Below are 24,768 nucleotides of genomic sequence, written 5' to 3'. Positions count from 1 at the left end.
TCGTAATACACTTATTGAGATAACTCTACTTCTTTTATTTTCTCTTTCATTCTTGCTTTATCACGATTTAAAATCTCTTTTAAATACTTACCTGTGTATGAGCGCTCTTCTTTCACTACTTGCTCTGGCGTTCCGGAAGCAACGATTTGTCCACCTTTATCTCCGCCCTCTGGTCCAAGGTCAACGATATAATCAGCTGTTTTAATTACATCTAAATTATGTTCAATTACAAGTACGGTCTCACCGCTCTCAACAAGACGTTGCAGCACTTCTAGAAGACGTGCAATATCATGCGCATGCAAACCAGTCGTTGGCTCATCTAAAATGTATAACGTACGACCTGTAGAACGACGGTGTAATTCAGAAGCTAATTTCACACGCTGTGCTTCCCCACCAGATAATGTTGTTGCTGGTTGACCTAATTTCATATAACCAAGCCCAACATCTACAAGCGTTTGAAGTTTACGCTTAATTTTAGGAATATTGGCGAAGAATTCTACTCCATCTTCAATTGTCATCCCTAACACTTCAGAAATATTCTTATCTTTATATTTCACTTCTAACGTTTCACGATTATATCGTTTACCGTGACAAACTTCACACGGAACATACACATCTGGTAGGAAATGCATTTCGATTTTAATAATTCCATCACCACGGCACGCTTCACAACGGCCACCTTTTACGTTAAAGCTGAAACGTCCTTTTTGATATCCGCGCACTTTCGCTTCATTCGTTTGTGCAAACACATCACGAATATCATCGAATACACCTGTGTACGTCGCTGGATTAGAACGTGGTGTACGACCAATTGGTGATTGATCAATATCAATTACCTTATCTAAATGTTCAAGACCTTTAATCTCTTTATGAGTACCTGGCTTCGCTTTCGCTTTATATAACTTTTGAGCTAGCGATTTATATAGTACTTCATTAATCATCGTACTTTTACCAGAACCAGATACCCCTGTTACCGCTACAAACGTACCGAGTGGGAATGACATTTTCGCATTCTTTAAGTTATTCTCTTTTGCGCCGACAATCTCTACTTTACGTCCATCACCTTTACGTCTTTCAAGTGGAACTGGAATAAACTCTTTACCACTTAAATACTTCCCTGTTAATGAATTCTCATCTTGCATAACTTCAGCCGGCGTCCCCGCTGAAACGACCTGTCCACCATGAATACCTGCACCAGGCCCTATATCAAGTAAATAGTCAGCAGCCATCATCGTATCTTCATCATGTTCAACAACGATTAACGTATTGCCTAAATCACGCATTTCTTGCAATGTACGAATAAGACGATCGTTATCACGCTGGTGTAAACCAATTGAAGGCTCATCAAGAATATAAAGTACGCCAGTTAGACGAGAACCAATTTGCGTCGCTAAACGAATACGCTGCGCCTCACCACCTGATAAAGTTCCTGCGGCACGGCTTAACGTTAAATAATCTAAACCAACGTTCACTAAGAACCCAACGCGCTCCTGAATTTCTCTTAAAATTAAATGAGCTATTTTTTGTTGCTTCTCCGTTAGCTCTACATTCGAGAAGAATTCTTGTACTTCTTGAACTGAATACTTCGTTACGTCAGCAATCGTTTTATTGCCAACAAATACAGCTAAACTCTCAGGCTTTAAGCGTCCACCTTTACACTTTGGACAAGCTTGTTCTGCCATATACTTTTCCATTTGCTCACGAATGTAATCGGAACTCGTTTCACGATAACGACGTTCAATGTTTGGAATAACACCTTCAAATAAAATCTCATTTTCCTTTACTTGACCAAATTCATTTACATAGCGGAAATAAACTTTCTCTTCTCCGCTTCCGTACAACACTTTATCAAATAAATCTTTCGGTATATCTTTCACAGGCATATCCATATCAACGCCGTAGTGATTACATACAGATTGTAAAAGTTGTGGATAGTATTGTGAACTTGTCGGTTCCCAAGGTGCAATCGCATGTTCATTTAATGATAAATCCCAGTTCGGGATAACAAGCTCTAAATCTACCTCTAGCTTTGAACCAAGTCCATCACAAGAAGGACATGCTCCGAACGGACTATTGAATGAGAACATACGCGGCTCTAATTCTCCAATTGAAAAACCACAATGCGGACAAGCGTGATGCTCACTAAACAGAAGTTCCTCTTCTCCCATAACATCGATTAACACTCGTCCCCCGCCAAGCTTTAATGCACTTTCAAGTGAATCAGCAAGACGGCTTGCGATCCCTTCTTTTACAACAATACGGTCAATTACAACTTCAATGGAATGCTTCTTATTTTTATCTAACGCAATATCTTCAGATACATCAAGCATTTCACCGTCAACGCGAACACGAACATAACCTTGCTTCTTAATATCTTCAAGTACTTTTACATGCGCACCTTTACGCCCAGAAACAATAGGTGCTAACACTTGTAATTTCGTACGTTCAGGATATTCAAGAACGCGGTCTACCATCTGTTCTACTGTTTGTGACGTAATTTCAATGCCATGATTCGGACAAATTGGCGTACCAATTCGTGCAAATAATAAACGTAAGTAATCATAAATCTCCGTTACCGTTCCAACAGTTGAACGTGGGTTACGACTCGTCGTTTTTTGATCGATTGAAATTGCTGGTGATAATCCTTCAATCGTGTCCACATCCGGCTTATCCATTTGTCCTAAAAACTGGCGCGCATACGCAGATAACGATTCTACGTATCTGCGCTGCCCTTCTGCATAAATCGTATCAAATGCTAATGATGATTTCCCCGAACCAGATAATCCCGTTACAACGACAAGCTGATTTCTCGGAATGGTTACATCAATATTTTTTAAGTTATGTGCTCTAGCACCTTTTACAACGATAAAATCCTTGCTCTTACTCACTTTTTTCACCCTTCCGCTTTTAATTCTAATAGTAAATCTCTTAGTTCAGCTGCACGCTCGAAGTCTAACGCTTTTGCTGCTTCTTTCATTTCTGCTTCCATCTTCGCAATTGTCTTTTCGCGCTCTTTTTTCGTCATTTTCTTAGCAGGAGTTGCTTCGTATGTTTCTGTCTCTTCAGCAGCTGTCGTTGCACGGATAACATCACGAACGCCTTTTTGAATCGTTTTCGGCGTAATACCATGCTCTTCATTGTAAGCTTCTTGTATACTACGACGACGCTTCGTTTCTTCAATCGCAATTCCCATAGATTTCGTTATACGATCTGCATACATAATAACGCGGCCGTTTTCATTACGCGCGGCACGACCGATTGTTTGAATTAATGAACGTTCTGAACGCAAGAACCCTTCCTTATCAGCATCTAAAATAGCTACAAGTGATACTTCCGGAATATCTAATCCTTCTCGCAATAAGTTAATGCCGACAAGTACATCAAATTTACCAAGGCGAAGATCGCGGATAATTTCAATACGTTCTAACGTTTTAATTTCAGAGTGAAGATAGTTAACTTTAATTCCTACATCTTTTAAGTAATCCGTTAAATCCTCTGACATTTTCTTCGTTAACGTCGTAATTAATACACGTTCATTTTTTGCAATACGATCTTGAATCTCTCCTAATAAATCGTCAATTTGCCCTTCAATTGGTCGTATATCAATTGGTGGATCTAAAAGCCCTGTTGGACGAATAATTTGTTCTATTACTTCTGGCGACTGCTCTAACTCATACGGTCCTGGCGTTGCTGAAACATAAATAACTTGATTCGTTTTCTCTTCAAACTCATCGAATGTGAGCGGTCTATTATCTAAAGCTGACGGCAGACGGAATCCATGATCCACAAGCACTTGCTTACGCGCTTGGTCCCCGTTATACATCGCTCTTACTTGCGGTACTGATACGTGCGATTCATCCATAACGATTAAGAAATCTTTCGGGAAATAGTCTAATAGCGTATACGGCGTTGCCCCCGCTGGACGAAGTGTTAAATGACGGGAGTAGTTTTCAATACCTGAACAAAATCCCATCTCGCGCATCATTTCTAAATCATAACGTGTACGCTGTTCTATACGCTGCGCTTCTAACAACTTGCCGTTATCATTTAATTCCTTTAAACGCTCTTCTAATTCTTTTTCGATATTTTCAATAGCGACCTTCATCTTTTCTTCACGTGTAACGAAGTGAGATGCTGGGAAGATTGCTACATGATCACGTTCTGCTAATACTTCACCTGTTAACGCATTTACTTCACGAATACGATCGATTTCATCACCGAAAAATTCGATTCGAATACAATGCTCATCAAGTGATGCCGGGAAGATTTCAACTACATCTCCTCGCACACGGAATGTACCACGCTTGAAATCAATATCATTACGTCCATACTGTACATCAACAAGTTCACGAAGCAATTGATTACGGTCTTTTTCCATACCAACTCGAAGCGAAACAACTAGCTCGCGGTATTCTTCTGGAGAACCTAAGCCATATATACACGAAACACTCGCAACGATAATTACATCGTCCCGTTCAAATAATGCAGACGTTGCCGAGTGACGCAATTTATCAATTTCATCATTAATCTGCGCATCTTTTTCAATAAACGTATCTGTTTGTGGTACATACGCTTCTGGCTGATAATAATCGTAGTAACTAACAAAATATTCAACTGCATTATTCGGGAAAAAGTCTTTCAACTCACTATATAACTGCCCTGCTAACGTTTTATTATGAGCCATAACAAGTGTTGGCTTTTGCACTTCTTTAATGACATTTGAAATCGTAAATGTCTTACCCGTTCCTGTTGCTCCAAGCAACACTTGCTTTTTCTTTCCACTATTAATTCCCTCTACAAGCTTCTCTATAGCTACCGGCTGATCACCTTGCGGGGAATACGCTGAGACAATTTCAAATTGACGTTCCAAGAAAATCCGACCTCCTCATAAAAATCTGTATTATTATTTTACCACGAATACCTATAAAAAACCTAAAAAAACGAACAGATATTCGGTAAAGTTTTCGACAATATACACATAGAAAAAGGAAGGAGTAAATACTTCCTTCCTCTACTAATTCTATTTTTTAGATACATATACTAAGTCATATCCATTGCGCCCAGCTTCATTCATACAATCTGTTAACCGATAAGTACTTTCTGATTCGCGCAGCTCTTTAACAATACTTTTACAACTATCTTTATGTAACCCTTTATCCTTCCCAGCAAATTTGTCTTTTCTATTATCTGACACATAAAATATATCGTTCCCACTATACTCTAACGTTTGAAAAATCGGATCCCCTTCAAGGGTATACTGTACAATTCTTATTTTATCAACTTCCCTTTGCTCGACATTCAAAACGAACTTTTCAAATTTATCTAGATTGGAAATCCTGGTTCCCTTTACAATGACATCGTTCTTCTTATCAATTGTAGTGTTAGATGGTGAGCATGCTACTAAACTAAAGAGAAATAGACATATAAAGCTGGTTCTTTTTTCTATTGTCATCCTCTCCTATAAAAATTATTTGTATACCCAAAAGCTACTTTCAACTATGAAAGTAGCTTTTCTTTTCCTTTCTCCTTCTTCGGAAAAATCACATATGAAAATGAAATTGCTGTATCAACTAAAATTACAATCGCCCACACTTGGCTCACGCGACTTGCAGCTTTATTTAAAACGATTCCCGATTCTAACCAATTACCCCATTGTTCAAATGGAATAAATCCATACGCGAAGAAAAAGAATATGTGCACACCAACGAATAAAACAAGATGTAATACCCAATTTTTTATTTCCTGCTTTGCATAGGCCATGCCTGTTAATTCTACCTGTTCTTCAATAATAGGCGCCGGTTCATTACGCCATTTCGCAACTGATTTTTGTGCAAATATATCAAGCTTCTTCAAATCCTTTTTCCCGTAGAAAACTGCATACAATAAAATAATTACAGTAATAATTTGAAAGTTAGAGAACTTTCCTGTTTGATAATAGTCCACTACTCCTAAAGTTAAAATAAACACTTCATTTACGAGGAGTACAATTCCCATAATAAAACTCGCCTTTTTCAAACGGAATCCGTAGCGAAGTAAAAAGAAACCGATAGCTGATAACCAAAATACAATTTCTGCTCCAATTAAAAAATACCAACGATATTCTGCGAGTATGCTCATTTATCCTTCTCCCTTTCATCATAAATACGAAAAGCCTCATCCATATACACTAAAAGTTCTTCTTCAATTGGATACATGCTCATTTTCTGTGAATCTTCCTTCGATTTTCTAACTTCCCATAACTTATCTAAAAACGCTTCATCACCATTGGCCATCTCTAAACACTTCTGCATTAATCTCTTCATTGCCCCTTGTACCTCATCACTAGTAGCTTCTTTACCGTCTTTCATAAAAGTGCGTAATTGCTTTAATAAATCTACCCATTCTAAAACATTCGGATCTTCCTTACTCATGTTTGGTAAATTATGAAGCAATTTTTGTTCTTCCTTTGAAAACACTTCATTTTGAAATATTTCACGTATACAAGAAGACTGCTTCGAAAGCTGAATCAGTTCAAACATAACTTTCCAATCGAGTTCTCCCTCCACATCTACCGAATAAACAACTGCTTGTAAAACACTCTCCATTCGATTAAATTTCTTTTGTTCTTCCTGTACAAACCGAAGTTGTTTTTCAAGCGAATTTTTTAAATCCAGCTCACCTTTTACTAACATATTCGCAGTTTCTTTTAATGAAAATCCCATTTCTTTCAAAAATAAAATTTGTTGCAAACGAATAACGTCATTTTCACTATATAACCGATGTCCACCCTCTGTTTTTCCGCTCGGCTTTAATAAATCTATTTGATCATAATAACGTAGTGTACGTACTGTAACCCCTGTTTCTCTCGTCAATTGTTGTATTGAAATCACTACCATCACCTCTTCCCTTTCATTATAAAAGATGACGTTACGTAACTTTCAAGCGTTTTGTAAAAAAAATACAAAAAGCTGTTTATACAAAGTGTATAAACAGCTTTTATGGAAATAACCCCTTTTGTATGGCGCGCCCACAAAATAAAATAAGTGCTCCAACAACAACACTCGTTGCCGTTTTATGATAATGGGCTAATAATAATAAATAATACGATAAACCTACAGTACCAATCATAATACAAATGCTCGGCACTGGATTACGAGAAAAGTTTTGCATTCCCCAAAGAAGCGAAAATATAGCTGTAGCGACACATAACACCGGTAATCCCATCCCAGTTCCCCTTTTTCTATCTATTATTCTTTGTTGCTAACACACTCGTTGATGCCGTACTTATTAATAAACCAAAACCAATCCTTATATATTTAAACGTTTACTCTAATTGAAATCTCTCAAGCTTATCATTTATTTTCTTTCCCCTTACTCCAGCGTAAAGATTTCCTCCACCTTCACTCCAAAATATTTGGCGATTTTTAAAGATAACTCTAGACTCGGGTTGTAATGGTGGTTTTCAATCGCTACGATTGTCTGCCGCGTCACTTGCATCGCCTTTGCCATTTCAACTTGCGTTATATGATGTTGCTTTCTTAATTCTTTAATTTTATTTTTTACACCCATAGGATCCACCTTCAAAAGTAAAGATATCTTTACTTGAATTATAAATATTTTCCAGTTACAAGTAAAGATATCTTTACAAATTTTAGAAAAATATTTCATTGAACATCTACTCTAACAAAGTACAAGAGTAATTCAATTTATATCAGCGATTTTTTTAATATATCAGTGCAACTTAAATTATATCGGCGATTTCCCAAATATATCAGCGCAACTCCATTTATATCAGCGATTTTTCAAATATATCGACATCCGTAGCGCTACTATAATCATAAGAAAAAGCTGTCCCCAAATACCTTCGGGAACAGCTTTCTCCTCTACTACATAAATCCTAACGCATATACAAGAACGTATCCAAGAACCGATAAGCAAACCGAGCCAATCAGCCCTGCCACGAATGCTTTACTTCCTAATTTACGGAACGTTTTAAACTCTACATTTAAACCGAGCCCTGCCATCGCCATTGCGATAAGCATGTAAGCAAGAACAACAATGTATCCCGCAACAACTTCTGGAATAATCCCGAGTGAATGCACTGCACTCATCGCTAAGAACCCGAAAATGAACCATGGTATTGGAAGTTCGCGCCACGATTTCTTTTCTTTGCTACCTTCACTCTTACCAAACCATAGACCAATTAAAATCGCTACTGGCACAAGCATTGCTACGCGCGTTAACTTCACAATAACTGCGATGTCTACAGCAGTACTTCCTCCTGGCGCCGCAGCTGCGATGACATGAGCGATTTCATGAAGCGTCGCACCTGAGAATACACCATAACCGTACGGAGATAAACCAAGCACTGGATATAATAACGTATAAATAAGCGTAAATATGGTACCTAAAATCGCGATGATTGCTGCCCCAACTGCTGTTTCATCGTCCTTCGCTTTCACTTGCGGTGCAATTGCCACGACCGCGGCTGCGCCGCAAATTGCCGTACCGCATGCTGTTAAAATCCCAAGTTTCTTTTCTACTTTAAATACTTTCGTTAGTCCGTATACAACAAAAATAGTAAATGTAATAACAACCGCCGCGATGACCAATACTTTCGGTCCCGCCTTCGCAATATCAACAAGATTTAATCGCATTCCAAGTAAGATGATCCCAAAGCGCAGCAACTTCTTACTCGCAAAGTTCGTTCCTGCTATCGCCTCGTGAGGAACTCCAATTGCAGCGCGCCAAACCATCCCAATTAGAATAGCAATTACTAATTGTCCCATAATATTTAAAAATGGAAGCTCTGCTAAATATTTCGCGGCAATTGCGATTAATAATGTAATCCCAATTCCTTGCGAAAATCCAAAACGCTTCTTCTTTTGTATAACAAGTGTTTGTTCCATTTTGAACCACTCCAATAATCGTATTGGAACATGCATGTTCTTTCTACTTACATTATAAGAGAGTTTCTATAATAAGTTTAATACCAATACCAAATCTCTATCATCAGAAATACTTATGATAAGATGATAGAAAAAGAAAGGAGCCCATTATATGAACGTAGACATTTTAAAAATTTTTGTTACTGTCGTTGAACAGAAACACTTCTCCCGTGCAGCAGAATTATTAAACCTTTCACAGCCTGGAGTAAGTATGCATATACGCAACTTAGAAAACGAATTTGGCACTACGCTTATTCAACGCTCCCCGAAGCACGTCCAAGTTACTGAAGCTGGAAACATATTATATATACATGCAAAGCAAATGCTCTCTCTTTACGAAGATGCTAAACAAGAAATTAATGAACTACATAACGTTGTAACAGGAACACTTCGCATTGGTGCTAGTTTTACAATTGGCGAATACTTACTTCCAAAAATACTGGCTAACTATGCGAATGAAAATCCACACGTCGAAGTTCATACTTTCATCTCAAATACAGAAGACGTTTTGCAAAGCCTTCGCTCTAATCAAATTGATATCGGCCTAGTGGAAGGACAAGTCGTATACGCCGACGTAGATGTTGAAACATTTATGCAAGATGAAATGAAGCTCGTCGTCCCGCCAAATCATCCATTACTCCACACAAATGAAATAAATGAAAGTACACTCCAAGATCAAGTATGGGTATTAAGAGAAAGTGGTTCTGGTACACGCGCTTATAGTGACCGCTTTATTCATCAACACCATTTAAAAATGAAACGATTCTTTACATTCAGTAGTATCCAAAGCGTAAAGGAAGCTGTTAGTGCCGGGCTTGGCATCGCTATCCTTTCTGATTGGACTGTACGGAAAGAGCTATTAGCAAAAGAACTATTCCACGTCGAAGTTCCAAATGAACAACTAATCCGTCCGTTTTCCATCGTGCGCGGTAAATATTTCATTCCATCTAAAGCCATTCAAGTGTTCTTAAATCATGTAGATTCTTTTGCGAAAAAACAGAGTTGACCTTCACATTAGTGTGAAGGTTTACAATACATGTAAAAGGAGTGAAATACATTGCGAATTGGAGAATTATCAAAAGAAACTGGCGTTAGTGAAAGATCACTAAGACATTACGAAGAAAAGGGCTTACTCCCTTCTAAGCGCCTTGCAAATGGCTACCGTGATTTTGATGAAAGTGCCATCGAAAAAGTGGAGCTTATTCAAATGTACTTACAAATTGGCTTAAATTTAGAAGAGACGGCAAGGATGCTGCGCTGCCTTGAAATTGAACCGCACCTGTACGACAATCCGTGCAGCAGTATCCTTACACTTTACGAAGATAAACTCAATGAAGTAACAAAGCAAATCACATTACTTTCCAACATCCAAACGAATTTGCAAAAACACGTTTCACTCCTAAAACATGCAAAAGAAAAGGAGTGATTACATGTTTGTTATACATGGCAGTTCAAGACAAAACGGAAATACAGAAGCTTTAACACATATGATGATAGAGGACATTGAAACAGAACAAATTTATTTGCGTGATCATACCGTCTATCCTATTACAGACCAACGTCATGATGCAGAAGGATTCCAATCCGTAAATGATGACTATGAGCAGTTAACCAAACGCATGCTAGAGCACGACACGATTATCTTTGCTACACCATTATATTGGTACGGAATGAGTGGACATATGAAAAACTTTGTTGATCGCTGGTCACAAAGCTTGCGCGATACATCTCTTCATTTCAAAGAAAAAATGAAAGGCAAAAAAATGTATGTTGTCATCGTTGGCGGGGATAATCCAAAGCTAAAAGCATTACCGCTTATTGCTCAATTCCAATATATCTTTGATTTTGTTGGTTCTTCATTTGAAGGTTATGTTATTGGAGATGCGAATGGACTGGATGAAATTAAAAACGATGCTGAGGCGCTGGCAAAAGCACAATTGTATAATAATAAATTCAAAAATAGCGAACAGAAATAAGTTTGACAAACCCTTTTGTATGCGCATACAATAAAAGTAATATTATGAAAGGAAGGTACTTTGACCAATGAAGTTCTAATTCTCTTATTTATTTCATCCATCACAAATAGTGAACAAAAATGATGAAAACTAGCAGGGGATTAGTCTGTCCATTTGTCGATACTTTCTTTCGAAACGATCATGTAAAAAATCGTTTATTTATGTACGATTTTTTACATACAAGGGCGACGTTTATCCTCTCTAGTGAAACTAGGGAGGTTTTTTTATGACTATTTTATTCGCACGTAATATTGAAAAGAGCTTTGGTGATCGCACACTATTTACATTACCATCACTGGAAATTCAAGCACAGGATCGCATAGGAATTGTCGGAGTCAACGGAGCTGGTAAATCTACGTTATTACAAATATTAAGTAAAGAAATAGAAGCTGACAGAGGCATAGTAACTCATCATAGTTCTATCGCCATCATTCCTCAGCTCAGCGAAGAACTACCAGAAACCGCTTCTTCTCTCGCAAAAGGAAAATGGAGTATTTCAAACGTTACCGACGCAATGAGCGGCGGTGAACGAATGCGACTAAAGATTGCGCATGCTCTCGAACAAAATGCAGGCATTTTATTCGCTGATGAACCAACAAGCCACTTAGATATGGTCGGTACAGAGCAATTAGAAAAGGCACTTTCATCTTATAAAGGGGCACTTGTTTTAATATCGCATGACCGTGAATTTCTAGATAATATATGTACCAAAATTATTGAAATTGAAGACGGTATTATTCAAGAGTACAAAGGTAATTATTCAAACTATCGAAAACAAAAAGAACGTGAACGAATACAAAAACAAGCAGAATATGAGCAATATATACAAGAAAAAAATCGTTTAGAACAGTCCATTCTACAAAGAAAGCAACGTGCTTCTAACATGACAAAAATCCCAACACGGTTCAGTTCATCTGAATCTAGACTTTATAGGTTAAGTGGGGCTCATGGCCAAGAACAGGTTAGTAAAGCAGCAAAAGCATTAGAGACACGTCTCGAAAAACTAGAAAAGAAGGAAAAGCCAAAGGATCTTTCTCAAGCTCAATTTGACGTGCAATACCATACACCCATTCATAGTAAGGTAGCAGTACAATTCAATAAAGCAACAAAGAAAATAGGCGACCGTATACTATTTAAAAATATGAATGGAACTATTGCCCCTGGTGCAAAGCTTGCCGTTTTAGGGGCAAATGGAAGCGGCAAAACCACTTTGTTCAACATGCTTCTCACAAACGAGCGTGGCATGCAGCTATCGAAAAGTTGTAAAATTGGATACTTCGAACAAACATTATCTATTTTAAAAACAGATAAAACCATTTTAGAAAATGTTCTAGAAGAAACAAACTATACAGAAGCATTCGTTCGCACAATACTTGCACGACTTCTATTCCGCCGTGAGGATGTTCATAAACCTGTGCACGTTTTAAGCGGGGGTGAACGAATGAAGGTTGCACTCGCAAAAGTATTTTTAGGAAACTATAATCTGCTTCTGCTAGATGAACCGACAAACTATTTAGACTTAGCGACGCAAGAAGAATTAGAAACCATGTTACAAGAATATCCTGGCACAATACTTTTCATTAGCCATGACCGTGCCTTTATTCGCTCTGTTGCAGACCATATTCTACAAGTAGATGAGAGTGAACCAAGAATCTTCCACGGTAATTACGAACAATACACAAAAAGAACCACCGGAGATTCTGTAAACGTTACTGAGCAAGAATTGTTACGATTACAAACAAAATTAACAGAAGTCATCGGCCGGATTTCCATTCCAAATCATCACGATGACATCACATCTCTCGAACAAGAATACGCAAAATTATTAACTCAAATTCAAAAATGTAAAGAAGCACTCTAATGTCTTCCCTATATATCGACGGGGCATTCCACATTTCCCAAGAAATATTGAATCTTCGACATAGAATACAAAAAGCCGTGCATCAGCACGGCTTTTCATTTTAGATACGGACAGCAGTCCCGCTCACAGCAACCATTAGCATTCCTTCGCGAACTACCTCGTAATCCACGTCGATACCAACAATTGCATTTGCATTTTTTTGTCTTGCAAAAGTTTTCATCTCTTCCATTGCGATGTCGCGTGCTTCTTTTAATTTACTTTCATAAGCACCCGCACGACCGCCGACAACGTCACGGACGGAGGCGAAAAGGTCACGAACGATATTCGCGCCCATAATCGCTTCTCCATTGACAATATCGATGTACTCAATAATTTCTTTTCCTTGAATTGTAGACGTTGTTGTTACAATCATACTTTATAGCCTCCCATATGAGATTTTCACCTACTTATGGTGCACTAATTCTGTACAAATTATATTTACGAACTAAACTGAGCTTCGTATAACCTACTGTATCCTCCACCTTGCTCAATTAATTCATTATGTGAACCTTGTTCTGCAATACCATCTTTATTTACAACAACGATGCGATCTGCATTTTTAATCGTTGCAAGTCTGTGAGCGATAACTAATGTTGTACGGCCAACAGATAGCTCCGCAAGCGATTTTTGAATCGCAAGTTCTGTCTCTGTATCTAATGCAGAAGTTGCTTCATCCAATATTAAAATTGGGGGGTTTTTCAAGAACATACGAGCAATAGCTAGACGCTGCTTTTGTCCACCTGAAAGTTTCACGCCGCGCTCACCGATAACAGTATCTAAACCGTCCGGCTGTGAGTAAATTAAATCTTCTAATTGCGCACGTTTTACTGCCTGCCAAATTTCAGCTTCTGATGCTTTTAAATTTCCGTAAGCGATATTTTCACGAATTGTTCCTGAGAATAAGAACACGTCTTGCTGCACAATTCCAATTTGCTTACGAAGTGAAGATAATGTCATATCTTTCGTATCAATTCCATCAATTTGAATCGATCCAGATGATTGCTCATAAAAACGTGGTAATAGGCTACATAACGTCGTTTTCCCAGCTCCTGATGGTCCAACGAACGCAACTGTTTCACCTGCATGTATTTTCAAACTAATGTCATTTAAAATCGGTTCTTTGTTTTCATATCCGAACGTAATGTTGTTATATTGAATATCACCGTGTACATGCTTCACTTCCATTGCATCTTTAGAGTCTACAATGTCAGGCTCTGTTTCAAGAAGCTCTACATATCTTTTAAAACCGGCGATTCCTTTCGGATAGCTTTCGATTACCGCGTTAATTTTTTCAATTGGGCGGAAGAAAATATTCGTTAATAGAACGAATCCGATAAATCCACCGTACGTTAATTCTCCTTGCAGCACAAACCATGTACCGCATATTAAGACGAAGAGCGTTACGAGACGCATGAGCATATAACTAATCGACGAATTTAACGCCATAATTTTATACGCCATTAATTTTGTTGTACGGAAACGAGCGTTGTTAACAGCAAATTGCTCTTTCTCAAACTTTTCATTTCCGAATGCTTGTACAACGCGAATACCACCAACATTGTTCTCAATGCATGCATTAAAATCAGCAACGTCTGAGAATAAACGTCTAAATGTACCTGTCATTTTTTTATTAAAGTAAAGTGCTAACCATAATAGGAATGGAATGACGAAGAACGTTAATAACGCTAACTTCCAGTTGATCATCATCATAAATGAGAATGCCCCAACTAAAGTCATTACGGCGATAAATAGATCTTCTGGTCCATGGTGAGCAATTTCCCCAATTTCCATTAAATCGTTTGTAAGGCGTGAAATTAAATGACCTGTTTTATTATTATCAAAAAATCTGAATGATAGCTTTTGAATATGATCAAATAATTTCTGCCTCATATCTGTTTCAATGTTAACACCAAGCATATGTCCCCAATATGTAACGACATATTGTAAGCCTGCATTTAACATATAAACTGCGAGTAAACCGAAACAAGCCCATAAAATAAGCGTCCAGTTTTGCCCTGGCAATAACTTATCAATAAATTGATTTACGATAAGCGGGAAGCCGAGTTCTAATAATCCTGCGACAACCGCACAAGAAAAGTCGAGTATAAATAAACCTTTATACGGTTTATAGTACGAGAAAAATTTACGCAGCATATCTTACCTCCATTTTCCAAAATTAAAAAGACTCCCTAAATGATAACCATTATCAAATAATTATTCAAGTTATCCGTCTATGAAACTGAAAATAAGCTTTGCGATAGTTGTCGTTTTTTGCTGGAAAGTCGATATATTCGAATAATCCCCGATATATTTCGAGTTGCGCTGATATATTTGCAAAATCGCCGATATATTTCAAGTTGCGCTGATATATTCGGAAAATCGCCGATATAAATTTCATTTACTAACTACTCTCCCATCTCCCAAAAACAAAAAAGGTACCACCACAAGGTGATACCATTCCTTCTATTACATCGCTTCCGAATCCCACTCATGCTCCTGTTCAACGAATACAATACCTAATTCGTGATGTCCACCAGCATATAATGCAGTTTGTGCAAGACGAAGCTCACCATTTGTATCTAATACTTCTAATTTACAAAATGCTCCTGTCGTCTTCGTTTGAAGCGCATCATAAAATTCCTCGGCGCTTTTTGGGATGACTCCATTTACTTTCGTAATAATTTCTCCAGGCAGTAATTTCAGCTCTGCTCCAATTGTATTTGGAATTGTATCTAGTACAACGAGCCCATCATTGCGTGCAGCAAAATACGCTGGTCTTGTTTCATCGGCAATTTTTTCTTGCATCGAAATTGTGAAACGCCCAAGCATAGCAACTCCCATCGCGATAATTGCAAGTACGTGCCACCAGTAACTTGCGATTCCTAAAACGAGCACAAGTCCTGCTAATCCGTACACACGTCTTCCTGTAAATAATAAAGCTTCCGTCGGCTCATAACTTCTAATCCTTCTCATAAATCCAATTAAAAATGGAACGAGGAATAGAGAATATGTATTTGAACCTATTGAAACGACAGGCCACCATGAAATAAACTGCGTTACCGCATCACCCGGTACAAGAATAAAAATAGGAACGATCCATAAACGCTTTGATTCGTGTAAACCAATCTTTAATCCACGCTTCCCCTGCCTAAGCCTCGGCGTCGAATATCCTACTGCGTTTTTCGAAATCAATAAGCCTTCTACAATAAGCATAACGCCTAGTAAAATAACAAGGGATACAATGGTACTCTCTTCACCTTCTCGAAGCTGTAAAAAGGAAACTGGTAGCTTAGAAGATAATAGAACACATACAATCGCAATGCTAAATGTATAAGCCGCCGATAAATATCGATACATAGCCGTTAATCCAAATAGTAACGTCCAAATTAAAATGGCCCATAAGCTTGCTTTAGAAACAACAAGTCCAAGCCCAATCGTAATAATAGATACTACTAATCCGTATCCAATCCCTGCAAATAGGGAGGTTCGCAGTTCAAACCAAATATCATAAACTTTAAAAGAAAAATCTTTTCGTTCTCTTAACATACGTAAGTATCCAACGAAGATACTACTTATTACAAATATATAGACAGCAGGGTGTAAGAAAAAACGTCCAACTGCCCGCATTATTTCAAAAATCCACGCCTCCACGAACTCATTCACCACCATTTATATCATTCTTTCTTTTTATATTATCATAACTAAACAAACGTTTGTTTAACACAAAAAAATACAGGCAGCAAACTGCCTGTATTTCTTCTTATTTTGCCATTAATTTTAATGCTGACTGTAATTGTAAATCATTTTCTCCAGAACGGATTTTTTCAATAATTTTAGTTTGAATCGCTTCAGCTGTCTTTTTATCAAGCTGTCCTGTCGCTTCCATTTCATTTGCATTTTGGAATGCTTTCAAAGCCGATTCTGTCTCTTTACTAAAGTATCCATCTTCACGACCTGGTACATAACCTAAGCTCTTAAGCATTTCCTGAGCATGTTTTACTTGTACATCATTTGAATTGTATGAAAGTGTTTTTTCAATTTGAATTGGTGTCGCATGATAATAATTTGGTTGCTTCACTTCTACTGTTGGCGCGATTCCTTTTTTATGAATCCAGTTCCCATCCGGCGTTAACCATTTAAACATCGTTAATTTAATGTTGCTGCCGTCTTTAAATGGAACAGCTTGCTGGACAGTACCTTTACCAAATGTCTTTTCACCAATTAAATCGTATCCTTCTCCTTCTTTTAGCGCACCCGCTAAAATCTCTGAAGCAGAAGCACTTCCATTATCAATTAATACTGAAATTGGATATGGTTTTCTCTCTTTCAGTTCCGTAGAGAATTTCTTCTTCTCACCATTTCGCTGCTCTACTTGTAGCATCGGCTTTTTATTCGTCATAATTTCCCCTAGTATATCTTCTACACTATTTAAGTAGCCACCAGGATTACCACGCACGTCAATAACTAAGCCTTTTATATTTTTCTTCTCTAACTCTTTTAACTGATCCTTAAATTCTTTCGCTGTATTTTCAGCAAAAGAAGTGATTTGCATATAACCGATATCTTTTCCGCTCTCTTGCTTCACAGAACTAAACACTGTAAAGATCGGAATCTTTTCACGCTTAATTTTAAATACAATCGGATCAGTTACTCCCGCACGTTTAATTTCAATTGCGACAGTCGTTCCCTTTTTACCACGAATTTTTAATACTGCTTCTTCACGTGATAAGTCTTTCACACTGTTTCCATCTACAGATAAAATTTGGTCATTCGGTTTAATTCCTATCTTTTCTGCTGGTGAACCTTTAATTGGCGATACGATAATAAGCTTACCGTCCGTCTTGTTCACCTCAGCCCCAATCCCCTCTAATTCGGGATCAAGCGATTCACTAAACTGTTTGGCTGTTTCTTTATCCATATACGTGGAATAAGGGTCCTTCAGCGTAGACAACATACCTTGTATTGCACCTTCAACTAACTTTTCATCTTTCACGTCTTCCACATAACGTGAATCAATTAGTGCATACGCCTCATTAATTTTTGCCAAATTCCCTTGCGCAGTGCTAGCATTCCCACTCGAAATTGTTTGCGTTACTTCTGATGGGTTAACCCCAAATACAGACATGCCTGCAAACATTCCGCCAGCACCAATTAAAAATGCAACAACCATTCCAATAATTGCAACTCTACGTTTCAATGCGGAATTCCCCTTTCCAAAACACACAGGTGGTGTAGCAAAAGGCATCACACAGTGTGTGATGCCTTTACCTATTTCTACTATATGATAAGCTTGTACGAATTATGTTTGCAACTTTTTATACTTTTAAGAAGCGACGAATTGACATTACACTTCCCCACATACCGATTAAAGCACCGATTAACACTAGTAAACCAGCTAATTGGAATACGAACGGACTGTATGGTAGAAGCTCGAAAATTGTTCCGCCAAGTTTTTCATTAAACACACCTTGCAACGAATTATACGTAATTAGAATTAGGCCAATTGGAATAATTGATCCTAATACTCCTAAGAATAATCCCTCTAGCAAGAATGGCCAACGAATAAACCAGTTTGTTGCACCAACAAGTTTCATAATTTCAATTTCTGTACTACGAGCATAAATTGTAATTTTAATTGTATTAGAGATTAAGAACATCGCTGTGAATAAAAGACCAGCAATTAACGCAATCCCAATGTTACGACCAGTTTTTACAGTATCAAATAATCGTTCAACTTGTCCTTTTCCGTACTGAACATTACTAACAAACTGCATTTTTTCAACCTTCTTCGCGATTGTCGCTGTATCGGTTGGTTCTTTCGCTTTTACAACGAATACGTTTTTAAGTGGGTTATCTTGTTCAAATAACTCAAACGTTTTTCCACTATCACCTAAGCTTTTAATTAAACGTTTTAACTCTTCTTCTTTAGAAGAATATTTAATAGAATCTACTTTTGCAATCTTACTCATATCTTCTTCTAATTTCTTTTGATCCGCTTCTTTTGCAGCTGGATCAATGTGTACACGAATCTCTACATCTTGCTCTACTTTCGTCGCAAAATGGTTCATATTCATAATCGCTGTTAAAAAGACACCTACAAGTAATAATGTAACTGTTACTGCACTAACAGAAGCAAATGTCATCCATCCGTTACGTGATAGATTCTTTACACCTTCTCGCAAATGTCGACTAAGGGTCTTAGCCTTCATATCCGTATCCTCCCTCAATCTCATCTCGAACAATTTTTCCGCCTTCAATCGCGATTACACGATGACGGATTGTATTTACGATATCTGCATTATGCGTCGCCATAACAATCGTTGTGCCGCGCTCATTAATGCGAGTAAAAATATTCATAATATCAAGAGCTGTTTCAATATCTAAGTTACCTGTTGGCTCATCGGCAATTACAACCTTTGGTCTATTTACAATTGCTCTTGCAATAGCCACACGTTGTTGCTCCCCGCCCGAAAGCTCACTTGGAAGTGCGTCTGCACGATCTTCAAGGCCTACAAGACCTAGAACTTCTGTTACACGCTCACGAATTGCATCCGGTTCTTCTTCAATTACTTCTAAAGCAAACGAAACATTCTCATATACCGTTAACTTAGGTAGCAATTTGAAATCTTGGAAAATCACGCCTAATTGACGACGAAAATACGGAACGTCTCTTTCTGCCAATGTTTCGATAGTAAGTCCATTTACATTAATAGATCCTGTAGATGGTTTCTCTTCACGATACATCATTTTAATAAATGTAGATTTTCCGGCTCCACTCGGTCCAACTACGTATACGAATTCACCTTGTTTAATGTTAACTGTAAGACCAGCAATGGCTTTCATACCATTCGGGTACTCCTTATAAACATTCGTCATTTTTATCATTATTTATCACCCAATACTTAATGATTTTTTTCGAAATACTTTTCTGTACATCTGAAAACAAAAGACATCCTTCATTTTCATTTAGTCATCCTTGTTGAAGATAGTTTACTTATGCTTTCTCATAAGCAATACCACTCTATGTAATATATTTCAGCAAAATTCTACAAACCCCATTGTAACATCAAACGGTTTCCAATTTGGATACATTTTTGTTACAGTTATGTTACATACCAGAAAAAAGGAAAACGAGTTGACTATATTATCAACTCGTCCATTTCACCTTTTTTATTTATGTTCAGCTAACCATTCAGACACTTTTTTCGCATCTTCACCTTGAATAAGTCCTGGTGACATTGAACCGCGGCCTTTTTTAATAATCTCTTCGATATCTGCAGCGTCGTACTTACCGCCTACTTTTCTTAAATCAGGTCCAGTTGCCCCTGATAAATCTGTTGCGTGACATCCCGCACAACTTCTTTGGAAAATTTGTTCTGCGCTGTCTGTACTTGCAGACTGTTTCGAAGACTTACTCTCTTCTTTATTTCCGCATGCTCCTAAAGCAAAAACAACCGATGTCCCTAGCGCAATAGCCAACAATTTCTTTTTCACTTCTATCGCTCCCCATTGTTGATATTCTTTTTATTCCTAACACACTCATTTTCATTATAAGCATTATCTTTATATAGAAAAACTAAGGTGTATTTCATATTCCTCAAAAATACAGTGAGAACCTTGATAAAATAAAGCTTTCATAAGTTGTTTCAATTCTGTGAACAACTTAAAAAACTTCTATAAAGCATCCTTTTTAAAAGGAAAATTAGAAAAGTTCTATATAAATCTTTACCATATTACCGCTCTATTTTACTATTCTCTACTTTTTACAAAACAATATACAGCATTGTAATCTACATATAATCCCATCAAAAAGAGAAGTTGTCGTTTCCAACTTCTCTTCCTCTTTACTTCATCTATAAAAATAAAATCAAATTCTTTATATCCTCTATTGTCCTCAGCATGCGCCAACAATTTCGTTGGCTTTTTTTCGCTTATTAGATGCGAGAACGTAAGTAAGCATCAATAAATGGATCAATCTCTCCATCCATAACAGCTTGTACGTTACCAACCTCCGTATTTGTACGATGGTCTTTTACAAGAGAATACGGGTGGAATACGTAAGAACGGATTTGGCTACCCCATCCGATTTCTTTTTGCTCTCCGCGAATTTCATCTAATTCTGCTTGTTGCTCTTCTAGTTTCTTTTGATATAATTTCGCTTTTAACATTTTCATCGCATGCTCACGGTTTTTAATTTGAGAACGCTCCGACTGACATGTTACAACCGTATTTGTCGGTGTATGTGTAATACGAACTGCTGAATCTGTCGTATTTACGTGCTGTCCACCAGCTCCACTTGCTCGGTACGTATCAATTTTTAAATCTTCTGTACGTACTTCGATTTCAACTTCATCATTGAACTCTGGTACAACTTCACAAGATACGAATGATGTATGACGACGCCCTGAAGAATCGAATGGTGAAATACGTACAAGACGATGTACACCTTTCTCTGCTTTTAAGTAACCGTAAGCGTTATGACCTTTAATTAATAAAGTTACACTCTTAATACCAGCTTCATCACCTGGTAAATAGTCAACCGTTTCTACTTTGAATCCGCGTTTTTCAGCCCAGCGTGTGTACATACGTAATAGCATAGAACCCCAGTCTTGTGACTCAGTTCCACCTGCACCTGGATGTAATTCTAAAATCGCATTATTTTTATCATAAGGATCACTTAATAGTAACTGAAGCTCATACTCATTCATTTCTTGAATTAAGCCTTTTACTTCTGATTCTAATTCCTCATGTAAATCTTCATCATACTCTTCTTTTAAAAGCTCATGCGTGATTTCTAAATTTTCGAACGTCTCATCTAATTGACGGAACTTTCCAACCATATCTTTTAACGCATTCGCTTCATTAATTACAGCTTGTGCGCCTTGTTGGTCATCCCAAAATCCTGCGCCCATCATTTTCTCTTCTAATTCTGCAATTTGTTTCTCCTTAGTAGGGAGGTCAAAGAGACCCCCTAAAAGCCGCTAATCGCTTAGCCATTTTCTCTAATTCCTGTCTAATTTCTACTAATTCCATTTCCTTCACCTCTATGTAATTGCTGTTACTTTCGTATGAAAACAAGGGAAACTCTCTCCACTTATTACGGAGAGAGTTTAATCCTTCTTAATTATACATTTTTGATATAAAAGTTTGCAAAACAGCCTAAGCTACCGTCCTATATTACTGAACGATACCACAGCAGTTTTTATATTTTTTACCGCTACCACATTTACATAAATCGTTGCGGCCCACTTGGTCACCTTTTACAACTGGCTTTTTCTTTGCTTCTTCGCCATCGCTAGAAGGATGAACAGCTTCACCTTGAACAACTTCTTGACGTTCTAAGTTTTGTTCAATTTCAGCTTTCATAATGTAACGAGAAATTTCCTCTTCAATAGAAGCAACCATTGACTCGAACATCGCGAATCCTTCCATTTGGTACTCACGAAGTGGATCGATTTGACCGTAAGCACGTAAATGAATACCTTCACGAAGGTGATCCATCGCATCAATATGCTCTGTCCATTTCGTATCTACAACGCGGAATACAACAACCTTCTCAAACTCACGCATTTGCTCTTCTGGCATAAGCTTTTCTTTTTCATTGTATCGCTCAATTAATTTCGCAATAATTGGCTCGCTCATTTCCTCAGGAGCAAGGCGACGTAATTCTTCTTCTTTTACATCTCCGTCTTGAAGAAGGTTTGTATTTAAGTAGTCAACAAGACCTTTAATGTTCCAATCTTCTTCAATTTCCTCTTGTGTATGAAGAGCAACAGCACGTTCTACTGTAGATTTCATCATACCTTCAATAATGCCGCGTAAGTTGTCAGACTCCATTACCTCTTGACGCTGTTTGTAAATAACTTCACGTTGCTGACGAAGTACATCATCATATTGCAGTAACTGCTTACGTGCATCATAGTTATTTCCTTCAACACGTTTTTGTGCAGATTCTACCGCACGAGAAACCATTTTACTTTCAATCGGCTGAGAATCATCCATACCAAGGCGGTCCATCATTGCTTTCATATTATCTGAACCAAATCGGCGCATTAATTCATCTTCCATCGATAAGTAGAATTGCGTAACACCAGGGTCCCCTTGACGACCAGCACGACCACGTAACTGATTATCAATACGACGACTTTCGTGACGCTCTGTACCGATAACTGCTAAACCAACGTTTTTCACATCGTCTCCAAGCTTAATATCTGTACCACGACCTGCCATGTTCGTCGCGATTGTTACAGCACCTTTCATACCAGCCTCTGCAATGATATCTGCTTCACGAGCATGGTTTTTCGCATTTAAGATGTTATGACGTACACCTTTACGCGTTAACATTTTTGAAATAAGCTCTGAAGTTTCAATTGCAACTGTACCTACAAGAACAGGTTGTCCTTTTTTATGACGATTTACAATATCCTCAACAACAGCATTGAACTTACCTTCCATTGATTTAAAGATTAAATCGGCACGATCATCACGAATAATCGGTTTGTTTGTCGGAATTACAATAACGTTCATATTGTAAATGTTACGGAATTCCTCTTCCTCTGTTTTCGCTGTACCAGTCATACCAGATAATTTTTCATACATACGGAAGTAGTTCTGGAATGTAATTGTTGCAAGCGTCATGCTTTCATTTTGAATTTCTACACCTTCTTTTGCTTCAATCGCTTGGTGTAATCCTTCGCTATAACGACGACCTTTCATAAGACGACCAGTGAATTGGTCTACAATTACGATTTCGCCTTCTTGTACAACATAATCTGTATCACGATGCATAACAACGTGTGCACGAAGCCCCTGATTAATATGGTGAAGAAGTGCTACATGTTTTAAATCGAATAAGTTTTCAATATGGAAAGCTTTCTCTGCTTTCGTAATACCATCTTCTGTTAGCATTACATTTTTCGTTTTCACATCAAATGAATAATCTTTTTCATTTTCTAACGTACGAACAAATGCATTTGCAAACATGTATAGCTCTGTTGATTTTTGAGCTTGTCCTGAAATAATAAGCGGCGTACGTGCTTCATCGACTAAAATAGAATCGACTTCATCGATAATAGCAAAGTGAAGTGGACGTTGAACGCACTGCTCTTTATATAAAACCATGTTATCACGTAAGTAATCGAATCCAAGCTCATTATTTGTGCTATACGTAATATCAGCAGCATAAGCCTCTTGTTTCTCTTCGCGTGACATACTATTTAAGTTAATTCCTACCGTTAAGCCAAGGAACTCATGAAGTTGTCCCATTTCGCTCGCATCACGTTGTGCTAAATATTCATTGACTGTAACAACGTGAACACCTTTTCCTGTTAAAGCATTTAAATATACAGGTAATGTAGATGTTAACGTTTTACCTTCACCCGTTTTCATCTCAGAAATATTCCCTTCATGTAAGGCAATACCACCCATTAACTGTACGCCATATGGACGCATTCCAAGAACACGAGTTGCCGCTTCGCGAACAACTGCAAAAGCTTCAGGTAGTAAATCATCTACTGTTTCACCTTTTGTTAGACGTTCTTTAAATTCAAGCGTCTTTCCTTTTAATTGTTCATCAGTTAGTGGCTTAATAGATGACTCTAATGCATCAATTTGCTCAACTGTCTTTTGCATACGTTTAATTTGGCGTTGATTTACATCAAACACCTTTTTTAAAATACCGATCATAGGAAATACGCTCCTCTTTTTATTAAAATAAAACTTCCGATTGTTTTTCTTTTTCTCTATTACAATCAGTCGTTATAAAAATCAAATGTATGTTATGCCAATTTTTCTCCTAATTAAAAAAACTAAAATGTATATACCTAATGATAATTGTAACACTTGTCTTATAACTATGACAACAATCGGCCGATTGTCTCGTTCTAAATTAAGAAAAGTTTTTTAAAAATCTATTTTCAGCAAAAAA

Annotated in this window: 21 protein-coding genes; 4 read left to right on the top strand and 17 right to left on the bottom strand. The window is 37.6% G+C overall.

The genetic code is table 11. The features are described 5' to 3' along the window. Positions 1 to 11 precede the first annotated feature (11 nt). The 8 genes from uvrA to MKY38_RS23955 all read right to left on the bottom strand — a co-directional run bounded on the left by uvrA (position 12) and on the right by MKY38_RS23955 (position 8,888). Positions 12 to 2,888 carry an excinuclease ABC subunit UvrA gene (uvrA, locus tag MKY38_RS23990; RefSeq protein WP_000045561.1) on the bottom strand — a complete coding sequence of 959 codons (2,877 nt, stop codon included), beginning with the start codon at positions 2,886 to 2,888 and terminating at the stop codon, positions 12 to 14. Positions 2,889 to 2,893: 5 nt separating this feature from the next. Continuing rightward, complete coding sequence (uvrB, locus tag MKY38_RS23985; protein WP_000441059.1) at positions 2,894 to 4,870, bottom strand: excinuclease ABC subunit B; 1,977 nt, start codon at positions 4,868 to 4,870, stop codon at positions 2,894 to 2,896. Positions 4,871 to 5,020: 150 nt separating this feature from the next. Then, a complete protein-coding gene (locus MKY38_RS23980; protein WP_065224395.1) occupies positions 5,021 to 5,452 on the bottom strand; it encodes a DUF4362 domain-containing protein in 432 nt (143 codons plus the stop codon). A 44-nt stretch (positions 5,453 to 5,496) separates the two neighbouring features. Next, the gene (locus MKY38_RS23975; protein WP_065224396.1) at positions 5,497 to 6,117 is read right to left on the bottom strand and encodes a hypothetical protein; all 621 of its coding nucleotides are present in this window, start codon (positions 6,115 to 6,117) and stop codon (positions 5,497 to 5,499) included. Further along, positions 6,114 to 6,875: a MerR family transcriptional regulator gene (locus MKY38_RS23970; RefSeq protein WP_114555852.1), complete on the bottom strand. Its 762-nt coding sequence runs from the start codon at positions 6,873 to 6,875 to the stop codon at positions 6,114 to 6,116. Before MKY38_RS23970 ends, MKY38_RS23975 begins: the two co-directional genes overlap by 4 nt. A gap of 100 nt (positions 6,876 to 6,975) precedes the next feature. Then, positions 6,976 to 7,203, bottom strand: coding sequence for a hypothetical protein (locus MKY38_RS23965; protein ID WP_000524139.1), 228 nt, complete (start codon positions 7,201 to 7,203; stop codon positions 6,976 to 6,978). A gap of 147 nt (positions 7,204 to 7,350) precedes the next feature. Then, positions 7,351 to 7,548, bottom strand: a complete 198-nt coding sequence (locus MKY38_RS23960) for a helix-turn-helix transcriptional regulator (protein WP_000538359.1) — start codon at positions 7,546 to 7,548, stop codon at positions 7,351 to 7,353. Positions 7,549 to 7,865: 317 nt separating this feature from the next. Beyond that, positions 7,866 to 8,888, bottom strand: a complete 1,023-nt coding sequence (locus MKY38_RS23955; protein WP_006918442.1) for a YeiH family protein — start codon at positions 8,886 to 8,888, stop codon at positions 7,866 to 7,868. A 151-nt stretch (positions 8,889 to 9,039) separates the two neighbouring features. Here MKY38_RS23955 and MKY38_RS23950 point away from each other — a divergent pair, with 151 nt between their 5' ends. The 4 genes from MKY38_RS23950 to abc-f all read left to right on the top strand — a co-directional run bounded on the left by MKY38_RS23950 (position 9,040) and on the right by abc-f (position 12,803). Continuing rightward, complete coding sequence (locus tag MKY38_RS23950; protein WP_116345038.1) at positions 9,040 to 9,933, top strand: LysR family transcriptional regulator; 894 nt, start codon at positions 9,040 to 9,042, stop codon at positions 9,931 to 9,933. Between the two features lie 51 nt (positions 9,934 to 9,984). After that, positions 9,985 to 10,353 (top strand): MerR family transcriptional regulator, encoded by a 369-nt coding sequence (locus tag MKY38_RS23945; RefSeq protein WP_001219205.1) that lies wholly within the window; start codon positions 9,985 to 9,987, stop codon positions 10,351 to 10,353. Positions 10,354 to 10,357: 4 nt separating this feature from the next. Further along, positions 10,358 to 10,903, top strand: a complete 546-nt coding sequence (locus MKY38_RS23940; RefSeq protein WP_000497611.1) for a flavodoxin family protein — start codon at positions 10,358 to 10,360, stop codon at positions 10,901 to 10,903. 265 nt (positions 10,904 to 11,168) lie between these two features. Next, the gene (gene abc-f / locus MKY38_RS23935; RefSeq protein WP_231009302.1) at positions 11,169 to 12,803 is read left to right on the top strand and encodes a ribosomal protection-like ABC-F family protein; all 1,635 of its coding nucleotides are present in this window, start codon (positions 11,169 to 11,171) and stop codon (positions 12,801 to 12,803) included. A 100-nt stretch (positions 12,804 to 12,903) separates the two neighbouring features. Here abc-f and MKY38_RS23930 read toward each other — a convergent pair whose 3' ends face one another. The 9 genes from MKY38_RS23930 to secA form a co-directional block, all read right to left on the bottom strand. Then, positions 12,904 to 13,215: a heavy metal-binding domain-containing protein gene (locus tag MKY38_RS23930; protein ID WP_000637523.1), complete on the bottom strand. Its 312-nt coding sequence runs from the start codon at positions 13,213 to 13,215 to the stop codon at positions 12,904 to 12,906. A gap of 65 nt (positions 13,216 to 13,280) precedes the next feature. Continuing rightward, positions 13,281 to 14,996, bottom strand: coding sequence for an ABC transporter ATP-binding protein (locus MKY38_RS23925; RefSeq protein WP_000944620.1), 1,716 nt, complete (start codon positions 14,994 to 14,996; stop codon positions 13,281 to 13,283). A 312-nt stretch (positions 14,997 to 15,308) separates the two neighbouring features. Then, on the bottom strand, positions 15,309 to 16,511 hold the full coding sequence (locus tag MKY38_RS23920; protein ID WP_033687562.1) for a PDZ domain-containing protein: 1,203 nt from the start codon (positions 16,509 to 16,511) through the stop codon (positions 15,309 to 15,311). Between the two features lie 91 nt (positions 16,512 to 16,602). After that, complete coding sequence (locus MKY38_RS23915) at positions 16,603 to 18,039, bottom strand: S41 family peptidase (RefSeq protein WP_000830313.1); 1,437 nt, start codon at positions 18,037 to 18,039, stop codon at positions 16,603 to 16,605. Between the two features lie 118 nt (positions 18,040 to 18,157). Then, positions 18,158 to 19,051 carry a permease-like cell division protein FtsX gene (gene ftsX, locus MKY38_RS23910; protein WP_000645027.1) on the bottom strand — a complete coding sequence of 298 codons (894 nt, stop codon included), beginning with the start codon at positions 19,049 to 19,051 and terminating at the stop codon, positions 18,158 to 18,160. Next, entirely contained in the window at positions 19,041 to 19,727 is a 687-nt protein-coding gene (ftsE, locus tag MKY38_RS23905) for a cell division ATP-binding protein FtsE (protein ID WP_000594321.1), read from the bottom strand. The genes ftsX and ftsE overlap by 11 nt, the downstream gene beginning before the upstream one ends. A 285-nt stretch (positions 19,728 to 20,012) precedes the next feature. After that, on the bottom strand, positions 20,013 to 20,336 hold the full coding sequence (cccB, locus tag MKY38_RS23900) for a cytochrome c551 (protein ID WP_000727971.1): 324 nt from the start codon (positions 20,334 to 20,336) through the stop codon (positions 20,013 to 20,015). Positions 20,337 to 20,776: 440 nt separating this feature from the next. Further along, positions 20,777 to 21,875 (bottom strand): peptide chain release factor 2 gene (gene prfB, locus MKY38_RS23895; protein ID WP_096001716.1). Its coding sequence is split into 2 segments (ribosomal slippage): positions 20,777 to 21,802 and positions 21,804 to 21,875, totalling 1,098 coding nucleotides; the frame shifts between segments, so codons are not numbered across the junction. A 144-nt stretch (positions 21,876 to 22,019) separates the two neighbouring features. Then, entirely contained in the window at positions 22,020 to 24,527 is a 2,508-nt protein-coding gene (gene secA / locus MKY38_RS23890) for a preprotein translocase subunit SecA (RefSeq protein WP_000579387.1), read from the bottom strand. Between the last annotated feature and the right edge of the window lie 241 nt (positions 24,528 to 24,768).

The sequence above is a fragment of the Bacillus sp. FSL R5-0585 genome, assembly GCF_038004545.1.
GTDB lineage: Bacteria > Bacillota > Bacilli > Bacillales > Bacillaceae_G > Bacillus_A > Bacillus_A cereus.
The sequence above is the reverse complement of the archived record's forward strand: the minus strand, read 5'-3'. Positions and strand labels throughout refer to the sequence as shown.

What these genes read in the sequence shown, in the direction of transcription:
- MKY38_RS23980 (WP_065224395.1), bottom strand. Translation starts at nt 5,452, where the DNA reads ATGACAATAGAAAAAAGAACCAGCTTTATATGTCTATTTCTCTTTAGT.
- MKY38_RS23975 (WP_065224396.1), bottom strand. Translation starts at nt 6,117, where the DNA reads ATGAGCATACTCGCAGAATATCGTTGGTATTTTTTAATTGGAGCAGAA.
- MKY38_RS23970 (WP_114555852.1), bottom strand. Translation starts at nt 6,875, where the DNA reads ATGGTAGTGATTTCAATACAACAATTGACGAGAGAAACAGGGGTTACA.
- MKY38_RS23965 (WP_000524139.1), bottom strand. Translation starts at nt 7,203, where the DNA reads ATGGGATTACCGGTGTTATGTGTCGCTACAGCTATATTTTCGCTTCTT.
- MKY38_RS23960 (WP_000538359.1), bottom strand. Translation starts at nt 7,548, where the DNA reads ATGGGTGTAAAAAATAAAATTAAAGAATTAAGAAAGCAACATCATATA.
- MKY38_RS23955 (WP_006918442.1), bottom strand. Translation starts at nt 8,888, where the DNA reads ATGGAACAAACACTTGTTATACAAAAGAAGAAGCGTTTTGGATTTTCG.
- MKY38_RS23950 (WP_116345038.1), top strand. Translation starts at nt 9,040, where the DNA reads ATGAACGTAGACATTTTAAAAATTTTTGTTACTGTCGTTGAACAGAAA.
- MKY38_RS23940 (WP_000497611.1), top strand. Translation starts at nt 10,358, where the DNA reads ATGTTTGTTATACATGGCAGTTCAAGACAAAACGGAAATACAGAAGCT.
- abc-f (WP_231009302.1), top strand. Translation starts at nt 11,169, where the DNA reads ATGACTATTTTATTCGCACGTAATATTGAAAAGAGCTTTGGTGATCGC.
- MKY38_RS23930 (WP_000637523.1), bottom strand. Translation starts at nt 13,215, where the DNA reads ATGATTGTAACAACAACGTCTACAATTCAAGGAAAAGAAATTATTGAG.
- MKY38_RS23925 (WP_000944620.1), bottom strand. Translation starts at nt 14,996, where the DNA reads ATGCTGCGTAAATTTTTCTCGTACTATAAACCGTATAAAGGTTTATTT.
- MKY38_RS23920 (WP_033687562.1), bottom strand. Translation starts at nt 16,511, where the DNA reads ATGGTGGTGAATGAGTTCGTGGAGGCGTGGATTTTTGAAATAATGCGG.
- ftsX (WP_000645027.1), bottom strand. Translation starts at nt 19,051, where the DNA reads ATGAAGGCTAAGACCCTTAGTCGACATTTGCGAGAAGGTGTAAAGAAT.
- ftsE (WP_000594321.1), bottom strand. Translation starts at nt 19,727, where the DNA reads ATGATAAAAATGACGAATGTTTATAAGGAGTACCCGAATGGTATGAAA.
- secA (WP_000579387.1), bottom strand. Translation starts at nt 24,527, where the DNA reads ATGATCGGTATTTTAAAAAAGGTGTTTGATGTAAATCAACGCCAAATT.